At 65.4% G+C, this 16,914-nt stretch carries 13 protein-coding genes; 2 read left to right on the plus strand and 11 right to left on the minus strand.

Annotated features, from left to right (window positions below; all coding sequences use genetic code 11):
- Window positions 1-102: 102 nt before the first annotated feature.
- Window positions 103-1,053 carry an NAD(P)H-dependent flavin oxidoreductase gene (locus LH128_RS12610; RefSeq protein WP_008830023.1) on the minus strand — a complete coding sequence of 317 codons (951 nt, stop codon included), beginning with the start codon at window positions 1,051-1,053 and terminating at the stop codon, window positions 103-105.
- Window positions 1,054-1,228: 175 nt separating this feature from the next.
- Here LH128_RS12610 and LH128_RS12615 point away from each other — a divergent pair, with 175 nt between their 5' ends.
- Entirely contained in the window at window positions 1,229-2,401 is a 1,173-nt protein-coding gene (locus tag LH128_RS12615; RefSeq protein ID WP_008830024.1) for an FAS1-like dehydratase domain-containing protein, read from the plus strand.
- A 121-nt stretch (window positions 2,402-2,522) separates the two neighbouring features.
- Here LH128_RS12615 and LH128_RS12620 read toward each other — a convergent pair whose 3' ends face one another.
- The 9 genes from LH128_RS12620 to LH128_RS12660 all read right to left on the minus strand — a co-directional run bounded on the left by LH128_RS12620 (window position 2,523) and on the right by LH128_RS12660 (window position 13,177).
- Window positions 2,523-3,899: a hypothetical protein gene (locus LH128_RS12620; RefSeq protein WP_008830025.1), complete on the minus strand. Its 1,377-nt coding sequence runs from the start codon at window positions 3,897-3,899 to the stop codon at window positions 2,523-2,525.
- A 372-nt stretch (window positions 3,900-4,271) separates the two neighbouring features.
- Complete coding sequence (leuA, locus tag LH128_RS12625) at window positions 4,272-5,939, minus strand: 2-isopropylmalate synthase (RefSeq protein ID WP_008830026.1); 1,668 nt, start codon at window positions 5,937-5,939, stop codon at window positions 4,272-4,274.
- A 249-nt stretch (window positions 5,940-6,188) separates the two neighbouring features.
- Entirely contained in the window at window positions 6,189-6,500 is a 312-nt protein-coding gene (locus LH128_RS12630) for an I78 family peptidase inhibitor (protein WP_008830027.1), read from the minus strand.
- 57 nt (window positions 6,501-6,557) lie between these two features.
- Window positions 6,558-8,063, minus strand: a complete 1,506-nt coding sequence (locus LH128_RS12635; protein WP_008830028.1) for a hypothetical protein — start codon at window positions 8,061-8,063, stop codon at window positions 6,558-6,560.
- A 275-nt stretch (window positions 8,064-8,338) separates the two neighbouring features.
- Window positions 8,339-8,596, minus strand: coding sequence for an ATP synthase F1 subunit epsilon (locus LH128_RS12640; protein WP_007682679.1), 258 nt, complete (start codon window positions 8,594-8,596; stop codon window positions 8,339-8,341).
- Between the two features lies 1 nt (window position 8,597).
- Window positions 8,598-10,055: a F0F1 ATP synthase subunit beta gene (atpD, locus tag LH128_RS12645; protein WP_008830029.1), complete on the minus strand. Its 1,458-nt coding sequence runs from the start codon at window positions 10,053-10,055 to the stop codon at window positions 8,598-8,600.
- A gap of 24 nt (window positions 10,056-10,079) precedes the next feature.
- Window positions 10,080-10,955, minus strand: a complete 876-nt coding sequence (locus LH128_RS12650) for a F0F1 ATP synthase subunit gamma (protein ID WP_008830030.1) — start codon at window positions 10,953-10,955, stop codon at window positions 10,080-10,082.
- Window positions 10,956-11,079: 124 nt separating this feature from the next.
- Complete coding sequence (gene atpA, locus LH128_RS12655; RefSeq protein WP_008830031.1) at window positions 11,080-12,609, minus strand: F0F1 ATP synthase subunit alpha; 1,530 nt, start codon at window positions 12,607-12,609, stop codon at window positions 11,080-11,082.
- A gap of 13 nt (window positions 12,610-12,622) precedes the next feature.
- On the minus strand, window positions 12,623-13,177 hold the full coding sequence (locus tag LH128_RS12660; RefSeq protein ID WP_008830032.1) for a F0F1 ATP synthase subunit delta: 555 nt from the start codon (window positions 13,175-13,177) through the stop codon (window positions 12,623-12,625).
- Window positions 13,178-13,846: 669 nt separating this feature from the next.
- Between LH128_RS12660 and LH128_RS12665 the strand changes: the two genes are divergently transcribed.
- Window positions 13,847-14,749 carry a CPBP family intramembrane glutamic endopeptidase gene (locus tag LH128_RS12665; protein ID WP_008830033.1) on the plus strand — a complete coding sequence of 301 codons (903 nt, stop codon included), beginning with the start codon at window positions 13,847-13,849 and terminating at the stop codon, window positions 14,747-14,749.
- Here LH128_RS12665 and LH128_RS12670 read toward each other — a convergent pair.
- The gene (locus LH128_RS12670) at window positions 14,734-16,899 is read right to left on the minus strand and encodes a primosomal protein N' (RefSeq protein WP_008830034.1); all 2,166 of its coding nucleotides are present in this window, start codon (window positions 16,897-16,899) and stop codon (window positions 14,734-14,736) included. The genes LH128_RS12665 and LH128_RS12670 overlap by 16 nt on opposite strands.
- Window positions 16,900-16,914 lie beyond the last annotated feature (15 nt).

Genomic DNA, 16,914 nt, shown 5'->3' on the forward strand with positions numbered 1-16,914 from the left:
CCCCCGCCGCGATCCGTCGGGCGCGGGCGTGGACTTCACCGAGCTGGACGCGATGGTTGACGCGCTATGGGGTTCCACGCGTGCCGCCGTGGCGCCGCTCGCTCAGTCCATGCCGGTGCGGGTGCGCAGTTCGTCCTTCGCCGACTGATACTGTGCGGTAAGCACCTCCACGCGATCCGCGACGGTCTCGATCGAGCGGATGGCTCCGATCCCCTGTCCGGCGCCCCAGATGTCCTTCCAGGCCTTCGCAGCGGTATTGCCGCCCGAGCCGAAATCCATCTGGTCCTTGCTCCCTTCCGGAAGATTGTCGGGGTCCATGCCGGCCGCGACGATGGACGGGCGCAGGTAGTTCCCATGAACGCCGGTGAACAGGCTGGAATTCACGATATGGGAGGCGTGGCCATCGACGATCGCCTGCTTGTAGGCCTGATCCGCATTGGCTTCGGTCGTGGCGATCCACGGTGTGCCGATATAGGCGAAGTCCGCGCCCATAGCCTGCGCGGCAAGGATCGAGCGTCCGTTCGCGATCGCCCCAGAAAGCGCCACCGGACCCTCGAACCAGCTGCGTATCTCCTGCATCAGCGCGAAGGGGGACTGCGGCCCGGCATGGCCGCCCGCTCCGGCCGCGACCGCGATCAGGCCGTCCGCGCCCTTTTCCACGGCCTTGCGGGCGAACATGTCGTCGATCACGTCGTGCAGGACCATGCCGCCCCAGCCGTGCACCGCCGCGTTGACTTCCACGTTGGCGCCGAGCGAGGTGATGACCAGCGGCACCTTCCACTTCTCGAGCACTGCAAGGTCTTCCTCCAGCCGCGTGTTGGTGCGGTGGACGATGAGATTGACCGCGAAAGGCGCGGCGCAGTCCCGGGTTTCCTCGGTGATACGGTGGAGCCATTCGTCGAGCTGGCTTGCGGGACGGGCATTGAGCGCTGGAAAGCTGCCGACGATCCCGCTCCGCACTTGTGCGATGACCAGCTCCGGATTGGAGACGATGAACATCGGCGCCGCGATCACGGGCAGGCGCAGAGATTTGGACAGCGCGGGAAGGGGCATCTCGTCTCCGTTTAATCGTTCGATTAAATCATCGCATAATCCGGTCCATCCATGGTGTCGAGTGCAGACCGCCGTACCGCCCCCGCGTTTCTGGCGGACGCAGGCGTGACGTTCGCCGGCGACTGAAATAGACACCACTGTCGATTAACAGGCGGAAGCGGAGAAGGAGCACACCATGTCGGATATCGGGGAAGCCACGTTCGATTGTTCGGACATCGACCAGTATCTCGGCACCGTCATCGACAGTTCGCCGATCCGCGAGCCGCTGGGGAACAACGACATCCGGCGCTGGGTGCAGGCCATGCACTATCCGAACCTCGCCCATTACGACCCGGCCTTCGCGGCCGCGAGCCGCTGGGGCAAGCTGGTGGCGCCGCAGAGTTTTCCGATCGTGATGGACGACAGCCACGGCACGTCGTCCTCCTGCATGGGCGGCATCGCCGAATCGCACCTGCTGTTCGGTGGCGATGAGTTCTGGCACTACGGCCCGCGCGTGTTCGGCGGCGATACCATCACCAACGAGCGCATTCCCTACGACTACAGCGTCAAGGACACCGGGTTCGGACCGACCTGCTTCCAGCGCGGTGACAACTATTACCGCAACCAGCACGGCGAACTGATCGCCAAGCAGCGTTCGACCGCCATCCGCTACCGCGCGGCGGCAGGCGGAGCGCGCGTCGATACCTCCGAGTTCGAGGAGCCGGAATGGACCGATGCCGAGATCGAGAAGCTCGAGGAGCGCAAGTTCGGCTGGATCAGGATGCTGCACGATCTGGGCCATGGCGAACGCTGGTGGGATGACGTGAATATCGGCGACCAGCTTCCCGAGCGCGTGTTCGGACCCCACACCGTCGCCAGCTTCACGACGGAATGGCGCTCGTACCTGTTCACGGTATGGGGCACCCTCGATCGCCGCACGATCGACCTGGAGGCTCTTGGCTTCACCAAGGAAATGGCGGGTCACGAGAACGATCCGGTGATGGAGCGGATCAATCCGGAACTCACTGACGGCGCGTACTACGGCCCGTCACGCGGGCACCTGTTCCCCAGGTATGCGCGCAAGATCGGCATGCCACGCGCCTATGGCTACGGCGCCTCGATGGGGGCGTGGGTGACCGACTATCTCGCCGGCTGGGCAGGCGAATGGGGCATGGTGGTGCACTCGACCGCCAATTATCGCGGTCCTGCCCTTAGCGGCGACGTCACCATTCAGACCGCCGAAGTGGTCGACAAGATGGTCGACGAGGACGGGCGCCATCTGGTTCAGGTCAAGCACCTCATGCAGAACCAGAAGGGCGTCAAGATGTGCATGGGCGTGGCCGAGATCGAACTGCCCAAGAAGAAGTGACGCGAAAGGAGGCGGCCCCGGCATGGGCCGCCTCCTCCCCCCGTCGCGTCACCGCAGCAGGGTCGCAGCGTGTCTTCCCTGGGGGAGGGCAACAGAGCGGAAGGACACGCGGACCTTCATCTCAATTGCCGGTGCTTCCTCCCAGTAATCCGCCAAGCAGTCCGGTGACGGGGGCCAGTGCGTCGCCACCCGAACCTGTCGTTCCGCCCAGCAATCCTCCGCTGACGGTTCCGGTCAGGGTGCCGCTTAAGCTGACGTTGAGCGTGCCGACGACACCGTTCACCAGCCCCGTGACGGGCGCCAGGACATCGCCCGATCCGGCGCCGCCGGAAACTCCGCCGAGCAGTCCATTGACGAGCCCGGTGACTGGCGCGAGGGCTGAACCTGCGCCGCCGCTGCCGACGCCGCCCCCGATACTCCCCACCACGGGGCCGACAGCTCCGTTCAGGGCATCGAGCACTGGCGAGGCGACGGAGTTCACCACGCCTGTAACAGGGGCCACGATCGGGGAAAGTCCGTTGGTCAGTTGCGTGACCCCGTCGCCGACCTGCTCGCCCAGCAGTGCACCGGCGAGGTTGCCCACCGGTGCAAGCCCCTGCGCCACGCCGTCGGCCGTGGTCGGCAAAGTCACATCGACAACCTTGCCGTCCGACAGCACATCGGCCGTCAGCAGGGTTCCGGAGACGAGCCCGGAATCCTCGGACAGTACGTTAGCACCGATGAGCGTGCCGCTCGTGCTCGGACCGGTCAGGGCATTGTTGCCCAGATCCAGACCGACGAGCGGCCCGGTGTACGTCGGCGCCGGGCCGGAGCCGCCACCTGGCAGCGCGCCGGTCAGGCCATCTACCAGACCGCCAAGCTGTCCGGAAACCGGGGCGAGCAGTCCCCCTTGGCCCAATACCGGCGCCAGCACTCCATCGACCGTGCCCAGCAATGGATTGGTCACCTGGCTGACCGTCGAGGTAACCACCGCCACAGTCGGCGAAAGTCCATCCGTGACGCTGTTGACGGTGGAGCCGACCTGAGGCCCCAGCAGCGCTCCGGCAATGGCGCCCACCGGAGCGAGCGCTGCCTGGGTCGCCTGCGGTGTGGTGGGCAGCGTAACCGCTACAGCCTTGCCGTCGCCGCTGAGAACATCCACGGCGAGGCCGCTGGAGGACTGTCCTGCGGCGGGCGGCGCCACGTTGACGTCGATCAGTGTTCCGGAGCCGCTTGGCCCGAGGATCGAAGTGCCGCCAATGCCTACTCCGACGGCCGGACCGGTGTAGCTGGTGGTCGTGGGGGTCGGCGTCGGGGTTGGTGCCGGGGTGGGGGTCGGCGTCGGCGTGGGGCTCGGTGTGGGCGTTGGTCCCGGCGTAGGTGTGGGGCTTTGTGTGGGCGTCATACCCGAGCCGGGATTGAAGCCGTTTCCATCGGCACAGGCGCCCAGCAGCAGAAGGGGGATCGCCGCCGCGCCCATGAGGGTTTGCCGGAAGGATCGCGATGAATTGATCGACATGGTGTTGCCTCCGTAAAATACTCCGTAGTCAAGGCGTTAGGCCTGTTGGGGACAGACGCCGCGGACAGACGGAGCCGTGTCGATCGTTTGTGCCGATGCTTGTGAAACGGCCCGATGCCCCCCGTTATGAAATCCGGGCTACGGCTTCGGCAAATCCGGGATGCGGACCGCATATGCTTACGCAAGACCGGTTTCCTGCGGTTTTTCGAACACGCAATGCTGCGTTCAGGGCACGCAAAAGGGGGCAACGCGGTTTGTCGCCATAGCGGCTGCAACTTCCCTCCCGGTCGATGGAGATGCTTTTTTCGGATTCATGAAAAAGGCCCGACCGTTGCCGGCCGGGCCTTTTTCGAATGCGATGCCGAAAAGGGATCAGGCCGCGTTGGCGGCGCTCAGAACGGCGCGCACGCTGGCGGTGGCGACGTCCTCGTCGATGCCCACGCCCCATACGGTGCGACCGTCGGGCAGGGCGCATTCGACGTAGGCTGCGGCGCGGGCGTCCGTGCTCTTGCCCATCGAGTGCTCGGCATAGTCCTTGACGTCGAGGCTGACGCCGAAGCTCTCGGCGATGGTCGCCGTGACCGAGGAAATCAGGCCGTTGCCCTTGCCGGACACCGACTGCTCCTTGCCCTCGACGCCGATCTTGCCCGCGAAGACGCGGGTGTTGTCCGGCCCCTTGGCCTCATCCCAGTCGATCAGCTGGAAGCGCTGCTCGCCGCTCAGGCGGTAGGCCTTCTGGAACACGTCCCAGATGTCGCCCGCCTGCAGTTCGCGGCCGAGTTCGTCAGCCAGCTCTTGTACGTGCTTGGAGAAGTGCGCCTGCATCCGCTTGGGCAGCTTGAGGCCCTGGTCCTGCTCGATCACCCAGGCGAAGCCGCCCTTGCCGGACTGCGAGTTGACGCGGATCACCGCCTCGTAGCTGCGACCCAGATCGGCGGGGTCGATCGGGAGATAAGGCACCGACCAGATCTGGTCGTTGCGCTTCTCCTGCGCGGCGAAACCCTTCTTGATCGCGTCCTGGTGCGAGCCGGAGAACGCAGTGAAGACCAGTTCGCCGCCGTAGGGATGACGCTCGGCCACCTTGAGCTGGTTGCAGTATTCTACCGTCTGGATGACGTCGTCGATGTCCGAGAAGTCCAGCTCCGGGTTCACCCCTTGCGTGTACATGTTCATCGCCACGGTCACGAGGCAGCAGTTGCCGGTGCGCTCGCCGTTGCCGAACAGGCAGCCCTCGACGCGGTCGGCGCCGGCCATCAGGCCCAGTTCCGCCGCCGCGACGCCGGTGCCGCGATCGTTGTGCGTGTGCAGCGAGATCACCGCCGCATCGCGGTTCGGCAGGTTGCGGCAGAAGTACTCGATCTGATCCGCATAGATGTTCGGCGTCGCCGCCTCGACCGTCGCGGGCAGGTTGAGGATGATGGGGTTCTCGGGCGTGGGCTGCAGGATTTCCATCACCGCCTCGCAGCACTCGATCGAGAAATCGAGTTCGGCGGTAGAGAACGTCTCCGGTGAGTATTCGAAGTGCCACTTGGTCTGCGGGTACTTCGCCGCCTGATCGCGCATGATCTTCGCGCCGGTTTCCGCAATGCCGCGGATTTCATGCCGTTCCATGCCGAACACGACATTGCGCCACAGCGGCGAGACGGCGTTGTAGAGGTGGACGATGCCCGCGTGCACGCCAGCCAGGCTCTCGAACGTACGCTCGATCAGGTCCTGGCGAGACTGGGTCAGCACTTGCACCAGCACGTCCTCGGGGATGCGATCCTGATCGACGAGGCCGCGGATGAAGTCGAACTCGGTCGCGCCCGCGCTCGGGAAGCCGACCTCGATTTCCTTGAGGCCGACTTTCACCAGCAGGTCGAAGAAGCGGCTCTTCTTTTCCGCGCCCATCGGGTCGATCAGCGCTTGGTTGCCGTCACGCAGGTCGGTGGAGAGCCAGCGGGGCGCCTTGGTGATGACCTGCGAGGGCCACTGGCGGTTCGGCAGGTCGATCTGCGGGAAGGGGCGATACTTGACCGAAGGGTCTTTCAGCATGGTCATGGGGGTATTCTCGCTCGGTAATTCGTCTGCAGGCAATGTCGGTTCAGGTCCCCTTGAGCGCCGAGCGCGCCGCAGGCCGACGCACTACTTCACGCCCAAGGGCGGATAAGTCGCAGGGTAAGGCCGAGCAGAAGGGTCATGCCCTCGCCTATGGGCACGCGCGCGCGCCGTGTAAAGAGGCAATGCGGCGACGGCGGCGCAATTTCGCGCGCCGTCGCCGAGGTGGGCTTGCCGAATATTGCGCCGGGATCAGGAACAGTAGAAGCGTTTGATCGCGCCGCTCTCGTCCACGTCGACGTTGAGGCGTTCGGCGCGGTAATCCATCGTTACCGCCATGCCGGGTTTGATCACGCGGATCGGCTTGTCGCCGCGCTTCGACTGGATGGCGGCGATCGTGGCATCGGTGGCGGGCTGGCCGACATAGCTGGCGAACTGATCGGCGCCGCAGGTCGGTTCGACTTCCGCAGCAGGGGGCGGGGCGGCTTCAGGCGGGGTCTGCGTGGCGCAGGCGGCCAGCGTCATGGCCATGGCTACGGGGGCGATGAAGGCTTTGGGGGACATGGGTGCTCTCCTTTCCCGGCGCGCTAACCTAGCGAAGCTGAACGAGGACGCAACGCGCTATCCGGCGCAGGCGAAGAACACCGTATGCACCTGTTCGCCGTTATGATCGTAGATCGTGAAACGGCGCTGCTTGCGGCAGGTGCGGGTATAGGCATCGACCATCGCCACCGTTGCCTCGTTGAGCGGCGAGGAGGGCAGGGGCGTCTGCGCAACCACGGTCTCCGGACGGGCGGCGAGGATACGGCGCACTTCGCGCCGTTCGTCGAGGCCGGTCCACTCGCGCCCCTCGTAGAGATGCGGCGAAAAGGCGAGCGGGCTGACCGGATCGGCGCCGATCTTGGCATAGAGATAGTTCGGCGCGCCCCATACGAGGAGGCGCTTCTGCGGCGTCTCCCTATCGACGTAGCCGACCAGCGCTGCGGCAGCGGGCCGGGCACGCCAGCGGTCGTGCAAGTGGAAGGTGCCGGACAAGGCAAGGCTCAGCCCGACCACCGCGATGAGGCCCGGCCAGACCGGGCGGCGATGCGCGAAGTACCCGGCGCACAGGATCGCCAGCGGTGCGAGCGCCGACTGTGCGTAATGCACGTAGATGTTGGGGAACGAGAATATCAGCGCCAGCGCGACGAATGCCCAGAGCGCGACCAATCGCGCGATGGGGCGTTGCTCTCGCTGCCGGTGCAGCGCGTGGAGCCCGATCCCGGAGAAGACCATTGGAATGCCCAGCATCCCCGCCATCGTGAAAATCCGCTGCACCCGGATAGCCGGGTCGGCATAGCCGCGCGCGAAGTTGGAGGTGGCTATCGCGTTCCACAAGTCGGCAAAGTGCCCGTCCATCCAGTAGAACAGCCCGGTCGCCAGCATCGGCAGGCTACCTGCGAGCGCCAGCAGCCCGGCCCTCCAGGCGACGCCGATGACGGATCGGCCGCTCCGGGCGAGCAACAGGATCGCCGTCAGTCCGAACAGCGCGCCTTCCAGCGCCACCGTCTGCTTGATCGCGATTCCCATCCCGGCGCAGAAGAATCCTGTTAGCAACCCTGCGTCGATGCGCCCTTCGCGCAAGCGATCGAAGCGCGAGAGGAGCAGCCATGCCGCAGCGATGATCAGCGTGTTGAAGAAGACTCCCGCTTCCAGATTGTCGCCCTCGAAGCGGCTGAGCAGCGCGAGATAGGAGAGGGCCGCGAGCATCGCGCTGCCCGGCGTTGCGATCATCCGGGCGATGCGGTTGACGCCGTAGGCCCCCAGCGCCGCCGAGAGCGTGGCCACCAGTTGGTAGGCCAGCATCGTTGGCGAGACGAGAGCGATCGCCGTGAAGATCAGGTAGAGTAGCGGCCCCTTGCGATCCCAGATATCGACGTAAAGCAGGTCGCCCTTGGCCAGCCGCTCGCCGACGAGGGCATAGAACTGGTCGTCGATGCCGAAATTCCACTCGCCCCATGCCGGGCAGCGGATGAGGGCAGCAAAGGCGAGCAGGCAAGTGAACTGGGCAAGGCGGCTGTCGGCGACGATGCGTGCAAGGCGTCCCACGCGTCCGGCATCCGGTGCCTCCATCCTCATGCCCGCCATCGAAATCCCCGCAAATTCACGGGGCTTCATAGTCAAGAAAGTCTTACCATTTGGCGAATGCCGACAACGAGCCGGTGCAGTGGACGTTTCGCAAGGTGGGGCGATAAAACCCAGCTTCCAACCCCGCGCAGGCTGAGCTTGTCGAAGCCTCCTGAGGCGTGGTGCTGTGCCTCCCATCCTTCGACAAGCTCAGGATGAGCGGGGTGCGTGGAGCAAACGCAAAGGGCGCCGCCGGTTTCCCGGCGACGCCCTTTGCGTTTGCCTATCCGCGAAGATCAGCCTTCGACGTGCTCGGCCAGCACGGTCAGGCCCGCGTCACCCACTTCGGCAAAACCGCCGGTGATGCGGATTTCCTCGGGCGCGCCGTTCTCGGTCTTGTAGACCTTCAGGGCGCCATCGGCGATCGTCGACATGAAGGGCGCGTGGCCCGCCAGCACGCCGAACTCGCCTTCGGTGCCGGGGACGACCACCATGTGGACGTCCTCGGAACGGACCAGCTTCGCAGGCGTGACGAGTTCGAAGTGCAGGGGCATATCAGGCGTCCGCCGCCAGCTTCTTGGCCTTCTCGACCGCTTCGTCGATGCCGCCGACCATGTAGAACGCGGCTTCCGGCAGGTGGTCGTACTCACCGTCGACGACGGCCTTGAACGACTTCACGGTGTCTTCCAGCTGGACGAACTTGCCCGAGATGCCGGTGAAGACTTCCGCGACGTGGAACGGCTGCGAGAGGAACTTCTGGATCTTGCGGGCGCGGGCGACCGTGACCTTGTCCTCTTCCGACAGCTCGTCCATGCCGAGAATGGCGATGATGTCCTGCAGCGACTTGTACTTCTGCAGGGTTTCCTGGACGCGGCGGGCAGTCTGGTAGTGCTCGGCACCGACGATGCGCGGCTCGAGAACGCGCGAGGTCGAGTCGAGCGGGTCGACGGCCGGGTAGATGCCCAGCTCCGAGATGGCGCGGTTCAGCGTGGTCGTCGCGTCAAGGTGCGCGAACGAGGCGGCCGGCGCCGGGTCGGTAAGGTCGTCCGCGGGAACGTAGATCGCCTGGACCGAGGTGATCGAACCCTTGGTGGTCGAGGTGATGCGCTCCTGCAGCGCACCCATGTCGGTCGACAGGGTCGGCTGGTAGCCCACGGCCGAAGGAATACGGCCAAGGAGAGCCGACACTTCTGCACCCGCCTGCGTGAAGCGGAAGATGTTGTCGACGAAGAACAGGACGTCCTGGCCTTCCTGGTCGCGGAAGTATTCGGCCATGGTCAGACCCGACAGGGCGACGCGGGCGCGGGCGCCCGGGGGCTCGTTCATCTGGCCGAAAACGAGGGCGACCTTGGAACCGTCCGAGGTGGCGTTGCCTTCGGCGTCCTTGGCGATGACGCCGGCGTCGAGGAACTCGTGGTAGAGGTCGTTGCCTTCACGGGTGCGTTCACCGACGCCCGCGAAGACCGAGACGCCGCCGTGGCCCTTGGCGATGTTGTTGATCAGTTCCTGGATGAGAACCGTCTTGCCCACGCCCGCGCCGCCGAACAGGCCGATCTTGCCGCCCTTGGCGTAAGGGGCGAGAAGGTCGATGACCTTGATGCCGGTGACCAGGATCGACGCTTCGGTCGACTGGTCGATGAAGGCGGGAGCCTCGGCGTGGATCGGCGAGAACATGTCCGAGCCGATCGGGCCGCGCTCGTCGATCGGGTCGCCGACGACGTTCATGATGCGGCCGAGGGTCTTGGGGCCGACCGGCACCGAGATCTGCTTGCCGGTGTTGGCGACGGCCTGACCGCGGGTCAGGCCGTCGGTGCCGTCCATCGCGATGGTGCGCACGGTGTTCTCGCCGAGGTGCTGGGCGACTTCGAGAACCAGCTTCTGGCCGTTGTTCTCGGTCTCCAGCGCGGAGAGGATGGCGGGCAGTTCGCCTTCGAAGGTCACGTCGACGACAGCGCCGATGACCTGGCTGATCTTGCCGGTAGTGGTGAGGTTGAGCACGGGTGCAGTGGCCATTTCGGTTTCCTTAGCCTGCGGTTCTTAGAGCGCTTCCGCGCCCGCGATGATTTCGACGAGTTCGGTGGTGATCGCAGCCTGGCGGGTGCGGTTGTAGACGATCGTCAGCTTCTTGATGAGGTCGCCGGCATTGCGCGTGGCGTTGTCCATCGCCGTCATCGACGCACCCTGTTCGGACGCGGCGTTCTCCAGCAGCGCGCCGAAGAGCTGGGTCTTCAGATAGCGCGGGAGCAGGGCGGCGAGGATTTCCTCCTCATCGGGCTCGTATTCGGTGACCGCGTCGGCAGTCTGGGCAACGGCCTTGGGGGCCGGGACCGGGATGATCTGCTGGTCGGTCGGTTCCTGCAGCAGCGCCGAACGGAACTTCGAGTAGAACAGGTGCGCCACGTCGAACTTGCCCGCCTCGTACATCGCGACGAGTTCGTCGGCGACGCGCTCGGCTTCGTCGTAACCGGGGTTACGCACGTCCGAGGTGTCGAACATGTGGGCGACCTGGTTCGGGTGCTCGCGGCGGATCACCGCGCGGCCCTTGCGGCCCACGAGGTAGAACAGCACGGCCTTGCCCTGCGCCTGCAGATCACGCGCCTTGGCGAGGGCCGCCTTGACGATGTTCGAGTTGAACGCGCCGCACAGGCCCTTGTCCGAGTTCGCGACGACGAGCAGGTGCACCTTGTCGCTGCCGGTTCCGGCGAGCAGCTTGGGGCTGTTATCGGAGACGGTGATCTTCGACGCCAGCGATCCCATCACTTCGGCGAGACGCGCCGCGTAAGGGCGAGCGTCTTCCGCGGCGGCCTGCGCCTTGCGCAGCTTGGCCGCGGCGACCATCTGCTTGGCCTTGGTGATCTTCTGGGTCGACTTGACCGAGTTGATGCGGCCTTTGAGTTCCTTGAGCGAAGCCACTCGTTGTTCCTCGTTGCGTCGTCCCGGATCTGGTCCGGGACCGGTGGCAGTCTTTACGCTTGGCCGTTGAGGGCTGCTTCAAGACCGCCTGCGATCCCGGCTTTCGCCGGGATGACGGTTTAACTTAAGCGAACTGCTTGGCGAAGGCGTCGAGCGCGGCCTTGGTCTTGCTCTTGGCTTCGTCGCCGAAGTCCTTGGTCGAGCGGATCAGCGCCAGCACATCGGCATGTTCCGAGTGCATGTAGCTGAGCATCTCGGCCTCGTACTCGGTGACCTTCGAGACCGGCAGGGCGTCGAGGTAGCCGTTGGTGCCGGCGAAGATCGACACGGTCTGCTCTTCGAAGGCGAGCGGCGAGAACTGCTTCTGCTTGAGCAGTTCGGTCAGGCGCGCACCGCGGTTGAGCAGCTTCTGGGTCGAGGCGTCGAGGTCCGAACCGAACTGGGCGAATGCCGCCATTTCGCGGTACTGCGCCAGTTCCAGCTTGATCGAACCGGCGACCTTCTTCATCGCCTTGGTCTGGGCTGCACCACCGACGCGCGACACCGACAGACCCACGTTGATGGCCGGACGGATGCCCTGGTAGAACAGGCCGGTTTCAAGGAAGATCTGGCCGTCGGTGATCGAGATCACATTGGTCGGGATGTAGGCCGAAACGTCGCCAGCCTGCGTCTCGATGACGGGAAGGGCGGTCAGCGAACCGGCACCGTTCTCGTCGTTGAGCTTGGCTGCGCGCTCCAGCAGGCGGCTATGGAGGTAGAACACGTCGCCGGGGTAGGCTTCGCGGCCCGGCGGGCGACGCAGAAGGAGCGACATCTGGCGGTAGGCGACGGCCTGCTTGGAAAGGTCGTCGTACACGATGACGGCGTGCATGCCGTTGTCGCGGAAGAATTCGCCCATCGCGGCGCCGGTGTAGGGCGCGAGGTACTGCAGCGGAGCCGGCTCCGAAGCGGTCGCGGCGACGACGATGGAGTATTCCATCGCGCCGTTCTCTTCGAGCTGACGCACGATCTGCGCGACGGTCGAGCGCTTCTGGCCGACGGCGACGTAGATGCAGTAGAGCTTCTTGCCCTCGTCGTCGCCCTGGTTCGCTTCCTTCTGGTTGATGAAGGTGTCGATGGCGACGGCGGTCTTGCCGGTCTGGCGGTCACCGATGATCAGCTCGCGCTGGCCACGGCCGACGGGAACGAGAGCGTCGATCGCCTTCAGGCCGGTCTGCACGGGCTCGTGCACCGACTTGCGCGGGATGATGCCCGGAGCCTTCGATTCGACGCGGGCGCGCTTGTCGGCAATGATCGGGCCCTTGCCGTCGATCGGGTTGCCGAGCGCGTCGACCACGCGGCCGAGCAGGCCCTTGCCGACGGGAACGTCGACGATGGTGCCGGTACGCTTGACGCTGTCGCCTTCCTTGATCTCGGCGTCCGAGCCGAAGATCACGACGCCGACGTTGTCGGCTTCGAGGTTGAGGGCCATGCCCTGCACGCCGTTCGAGAATTCGACCATCTCGCCGGCCTGGCAGTTGTCGAGGCCGTGGATGCGGGCGATGCCGTCACCGACCGACAGAACCGAACCGACTTCCGAAACCTGGGCTTCGGTGCCGAAGCTGGCGATCTGGTCCTTGATGACCTTCGAGATTTCTGCTGCGCGGATATCCATTGTTCTGCCTTTCTTAGCCCTTCATGGCCTGGGCGAGCGAATTGAGACGGGTGCGGATCGAGCTGTCGATGCGCTTGGAACCGATGGTGACGACGAGGCCGCCGAGCAGTTCCGGATCGACGCTGGTCTTGATCTTGACCTTGCGACCCTCACGCACTTCCAGCTTCTGGCGAAGCTGTTCGACCTGTTCGTCGGAAAGCGCGTGGGCGGATGCGACTTCGGCCGTCGCTTCGCCGCGCTGGGCGGCGGCGATGCTGGCGAAGGCGCGGATGATCTCGGGCAGGGCCGACAGGCGGCGATTGCCTGCCAGAACGCCGAGGAAGTTCTTCGTGAGCGGCGATGTGCCGAGCACGCCCGCGACCGCTTCGATCGCCTTGGCGGCGGCATCGCGGCTGATCTGCGGATTGCGAATCAGCGCGGCAAGCTCGTCGCTCTCGCGCAGGGCCTGGCCGAGGTTGTCGAGGTCGTTCTCAACGGCCGAAACCGAGCCGTTCTCGCTCGCGAGATCGAACAACGCCGAAGCGTAGCGTCCCTGCAAGCTGGCCTTGATGCCTCCGGAATTCTCCACGCCTGTCCTATCCTTACATCGCAGGTGGGTTCGGGTCGGGGACGCAACAACAGCGCGTGCTCCCCCAGCCCGCTGACGGGGCGCGCATAGCGACGATACCGTTACAACGCAAGGTGCCCCTTTGACCCTGGGGACAAAGGACAGGTAAGCCGTTTAAAAGCAAGTGGCGGGAAGCCTCCTTGCGATGCAGTGTGCAATGTCGGGCACGAATTCGCTACGGAGTATTCCGACGACCCATCGAATCGAGGGTCTGGCCCGGCCCGTGCCGCCAGTTGTATTACGGCCGACAGCCGGAGAACTTGGGCGAAAGGATGCCTCGGTGCATGGCCGTTGATGCCGATCGGTGCTTCTTTGCAGCGTTACTCTGGACGATGCAGACGGCGCAGCGATGCTGGCCATTATGCGATGGCTCGAGCTGAGGCGCCGTCCTTTCGCGGCGAACCGCCGATGCGATATGTCGTTCGACCGCATCGCGCAGTGCGGACCCGTTGGCGGAATGTCGCGCGTCGCCGCAGGGTGGACACTTTGCCATGTTATCCGGTTCACCAGCTGCGCGGATGAAATGGGAAGTTCCAATTGCCGGGCAGCGAAAGGGCACCGACTTTCGGCTTCCGCTCGACAGTCATCGAAACTTCCGCTTCAAGCCTCGGTGCAGGAGCGGGGGCCCGTATGACAAACGCTATCGATGAAGCAGGACAGGAACGCGGCAAACGGGGGCCGTTTCGCCGCTTTCTTGCGCATCCACTAGTGCTTCTGCCGATCGGCGTGGTTCTGGTCGCTCTTGGCGCGATCCTGCCGGGCATCGCCATCAATGCGCTTCATATCGATCGTTCCTCGCCGCTGCGGGCGCTCTCGGGCTTGCTTGTCGGGATTTGCGGACTGCTGGCTTATCATGCCTTCCAGCGCTGGATCGTGCGGGAGCCGCGCGACGGCGTCCGGCCCGGGCGCGCCGGAGGAGAACTGGTAGCGGGCGTGCTGGGCGGTGTGATCCTGTTCAGCCTTGTCGTGGGAGCGGTCGCGCTGCTTGGAGGGCTTTCGATCGTCGGGTTGCGAGGCACGGGCGACTTGTGGGTCTGGTTCGGGATCGCATTCTATAGCGGTATGGTGGAGGAGGCCGTGTTCCGCGGCGTCATCCAGCGCCAGCTCGAGGCAGTTTTCGGAACATGGGCGGCGTTGGCGGTGACGTCCGCGTTCTTCGGATTCGCCCACCTCATGAATCCCGGTGCCAGCTTGTTTGCCGCCTTCGCCATCGCCTGCGAGGCGGGGATTCTGCTGGGTGCGGCCTATCTTGTAACACGGCGGCTGTGGGCGCCGATCGGGCTGCACATGGGCTGGAACTTCACGCAGGGGTGGATCTGGTCGATCCCCGTTTCCGGGGGAGGGACGCCGCGCGGGCTGGTGGAGACGCGCCTCAGCGGGCCTGAACTGCTGACCGGCGGGGCGTTCGGGCTCGAAGCCTCGGGCGTGGCGCTGGTGGTGGCGACGATCGCAGGCGTCGCCCTGCTGAGATACGCCTACCGCAAGGGGGAGTTCATGCCGCCGCGCTGGAAGCAGGGTCAGACGAACGAATAGGGATCGATGTCGATGTTCACGCGCACCCCGCGCGGGAACTCGAGCGGATCGAGCCATTCGCGCAAGGTTTTCTGCAGTTCCGCCGAGCGGCGCGCGTTGATCAGCAGGCGGAAGCGATGGCGGCCACGCAGCAGGGAGAGCGGCGCGGGGGCAGGGCCGAGCACCAGCATGTCCGGCAGGTTCGGCGCTGTCCCGCCGATCGCGCGGGCGGCGGATAGCGCCTCGGCCTGATCCTCCGAACTGACGATGATCGCGGCCCAACGCCCGAAGGGCGGCGCCCCGGCGTCGCGGCGGGCTTCGGTCTCGGCGGCATAGAAGGCGTCGCGGTCGCCGTTGGCCAGGGCGGCGATGACGGCGGCTTCGGGGTGGCGGGTCTGGATGAGAACTTCGCCAGGCTTTTCGCCGCGACCGGCGCGGCCGGCTACCTGGGCGATCTGCTGGTAAGTCCTTTCACCGGCTCGCAAATCTCCGCCTTCGAGGCCGAGGTCGGCGTCGACCACGCCCACCAGCGTCAGGTCGGGGAAGTGGTAGCCCTTGGTCACCAGCTGGGTGCCGATGATGACGTCGATCGCCTTGTTTTCCGCCATCGCCACGAATTCGCCGATCGCGGTAGGCGTGTTCATGGTGTCCGATGTAACCAGCGCGGTGCGCGCTTCGGGCAGGATTTCCGCCACTTCGTCGGCGATGCGCTCCACCCCGGGGCCGCAGGCGACGAGGCAGTCGCCGGTGCCGCAGTCGGGGCAGGCTTCCGGCACGGGTGTCTCATGGCCGCAATGGTGGCAGGTTAACCTCTTGGAAAACCTGTGTTCTACCAGCCATGCCGTGCAGTTGGGGCACTGGAAGCGGTAGCCGCAGTTGCGGCACAGGGTCAGCGGCGCATAGCCCCGTCGGTTGAGGAACAGCAGAGACTGCTCGCCCTTGGCCAGCCGGTCCTTCATCGCCTCCACCAGCCTCGGTGCGATCCAGCGGCCGCGTTCGGGGGCCTCTTCGCGCAGGTCGAGGATGTTGATCGCGGGCAATGTCGCGCCGCCGAAGCGCGAGGGCAGGTCAATCTTGCGATAGACCCCGGCTTCGGCCAGTTGCATCGATTCCAGCGCCGGGGTGGCGCTGGCGAGAACTATCGGAATTCCTTCGAATTTCGCGCGCATCACGGCCACGTCACGGGCGTTGTAGCGCACCCCGTCGTCCTGCTTGAACGAGATTTCGTGCGCCTCGTCGACCACGATCAGGCCCAGATTCGCGTAAGGCAGGAATAGCGCGCTACGGGCACCCACGATGACCTTCGCGGCACCTAACGATACCGCACGCCACGCCCGGCGCCTTTCGCTGGACTTCAAGGACGAATGCCACAGCACCGGCGGCACCCCAAAACGATGCTCGAAGCGGCGCAGGAAATTTTCCGTCAGCGCGATCTCGGGGAGCAGCACCAGCACTTGCCGCTCCATGCGTATCGCTTCGGCGACAGCCTCGAAGTAGCACTCGGTCTTGCCCGAGCCGGTGACGCCGTCGAGCAGGAAGGGGGCGAACTTCTTTGCCTTCACCGCCTCGACGAAAATGTCGGCGGCGTGCTGCTGGATGTCGTTGAGCTTCGGCTCGGCGAATTCCGGGCGGGCAGGGGGATAGGGCCGGTCGAGATCGACCGTCACCGCCTCCAGCAGTCCCGCGCCGACCATGCCGCGCAGCACGCCCTCCGATACGCTGGCGAGTTCTGCCAGTTCTCGGATCGCGCCCTGCTCCCCCTGCAGCGCATCGAGCGCTGCGGCGCGCTGGGGCGTAAGGCGGGCGGGCTCCTCGCCGGTCAGGCGGTATTCGGTGGTCGTGCCGCCGCCGCGCAGCGCCGACATGCTGCCCAGCGTCATGCGCGCCACTGACGACAGCGGGGCGCAGTAGTAATCGGCGGTCCATTCGATCAGCCGCCGCAACCGCTCCGACAGCGGCGGCGCGGGCATCACACCGAGCAAAGGTCTCAGTTTGCTTTCAGGCACTTCCTGCGCGTTCAGGCGTTCCGGTTCCCAGACGATGCCCAGCACCTGTCGCGGACCAAGGGGGGCGATGACGATCGATCCGAATTCGATCGTCATTCCCTCCGGCACGCGATAGTCGAGGACGCCCAGCGCGGCGTTGAAGACGAGGAGTCGGACACGTTGCATCTGCGTTCATATAGG

The organism is Sphingomonas sp. LH128, assembly GCF_000293195.2.
GTDB lineage: Bacteria > Pseudomonadota > Alphaproteobacteria > Sphingomonadales > Sphingomonadaceae > Novosphingobium > Novosphingobium resinovorum_A.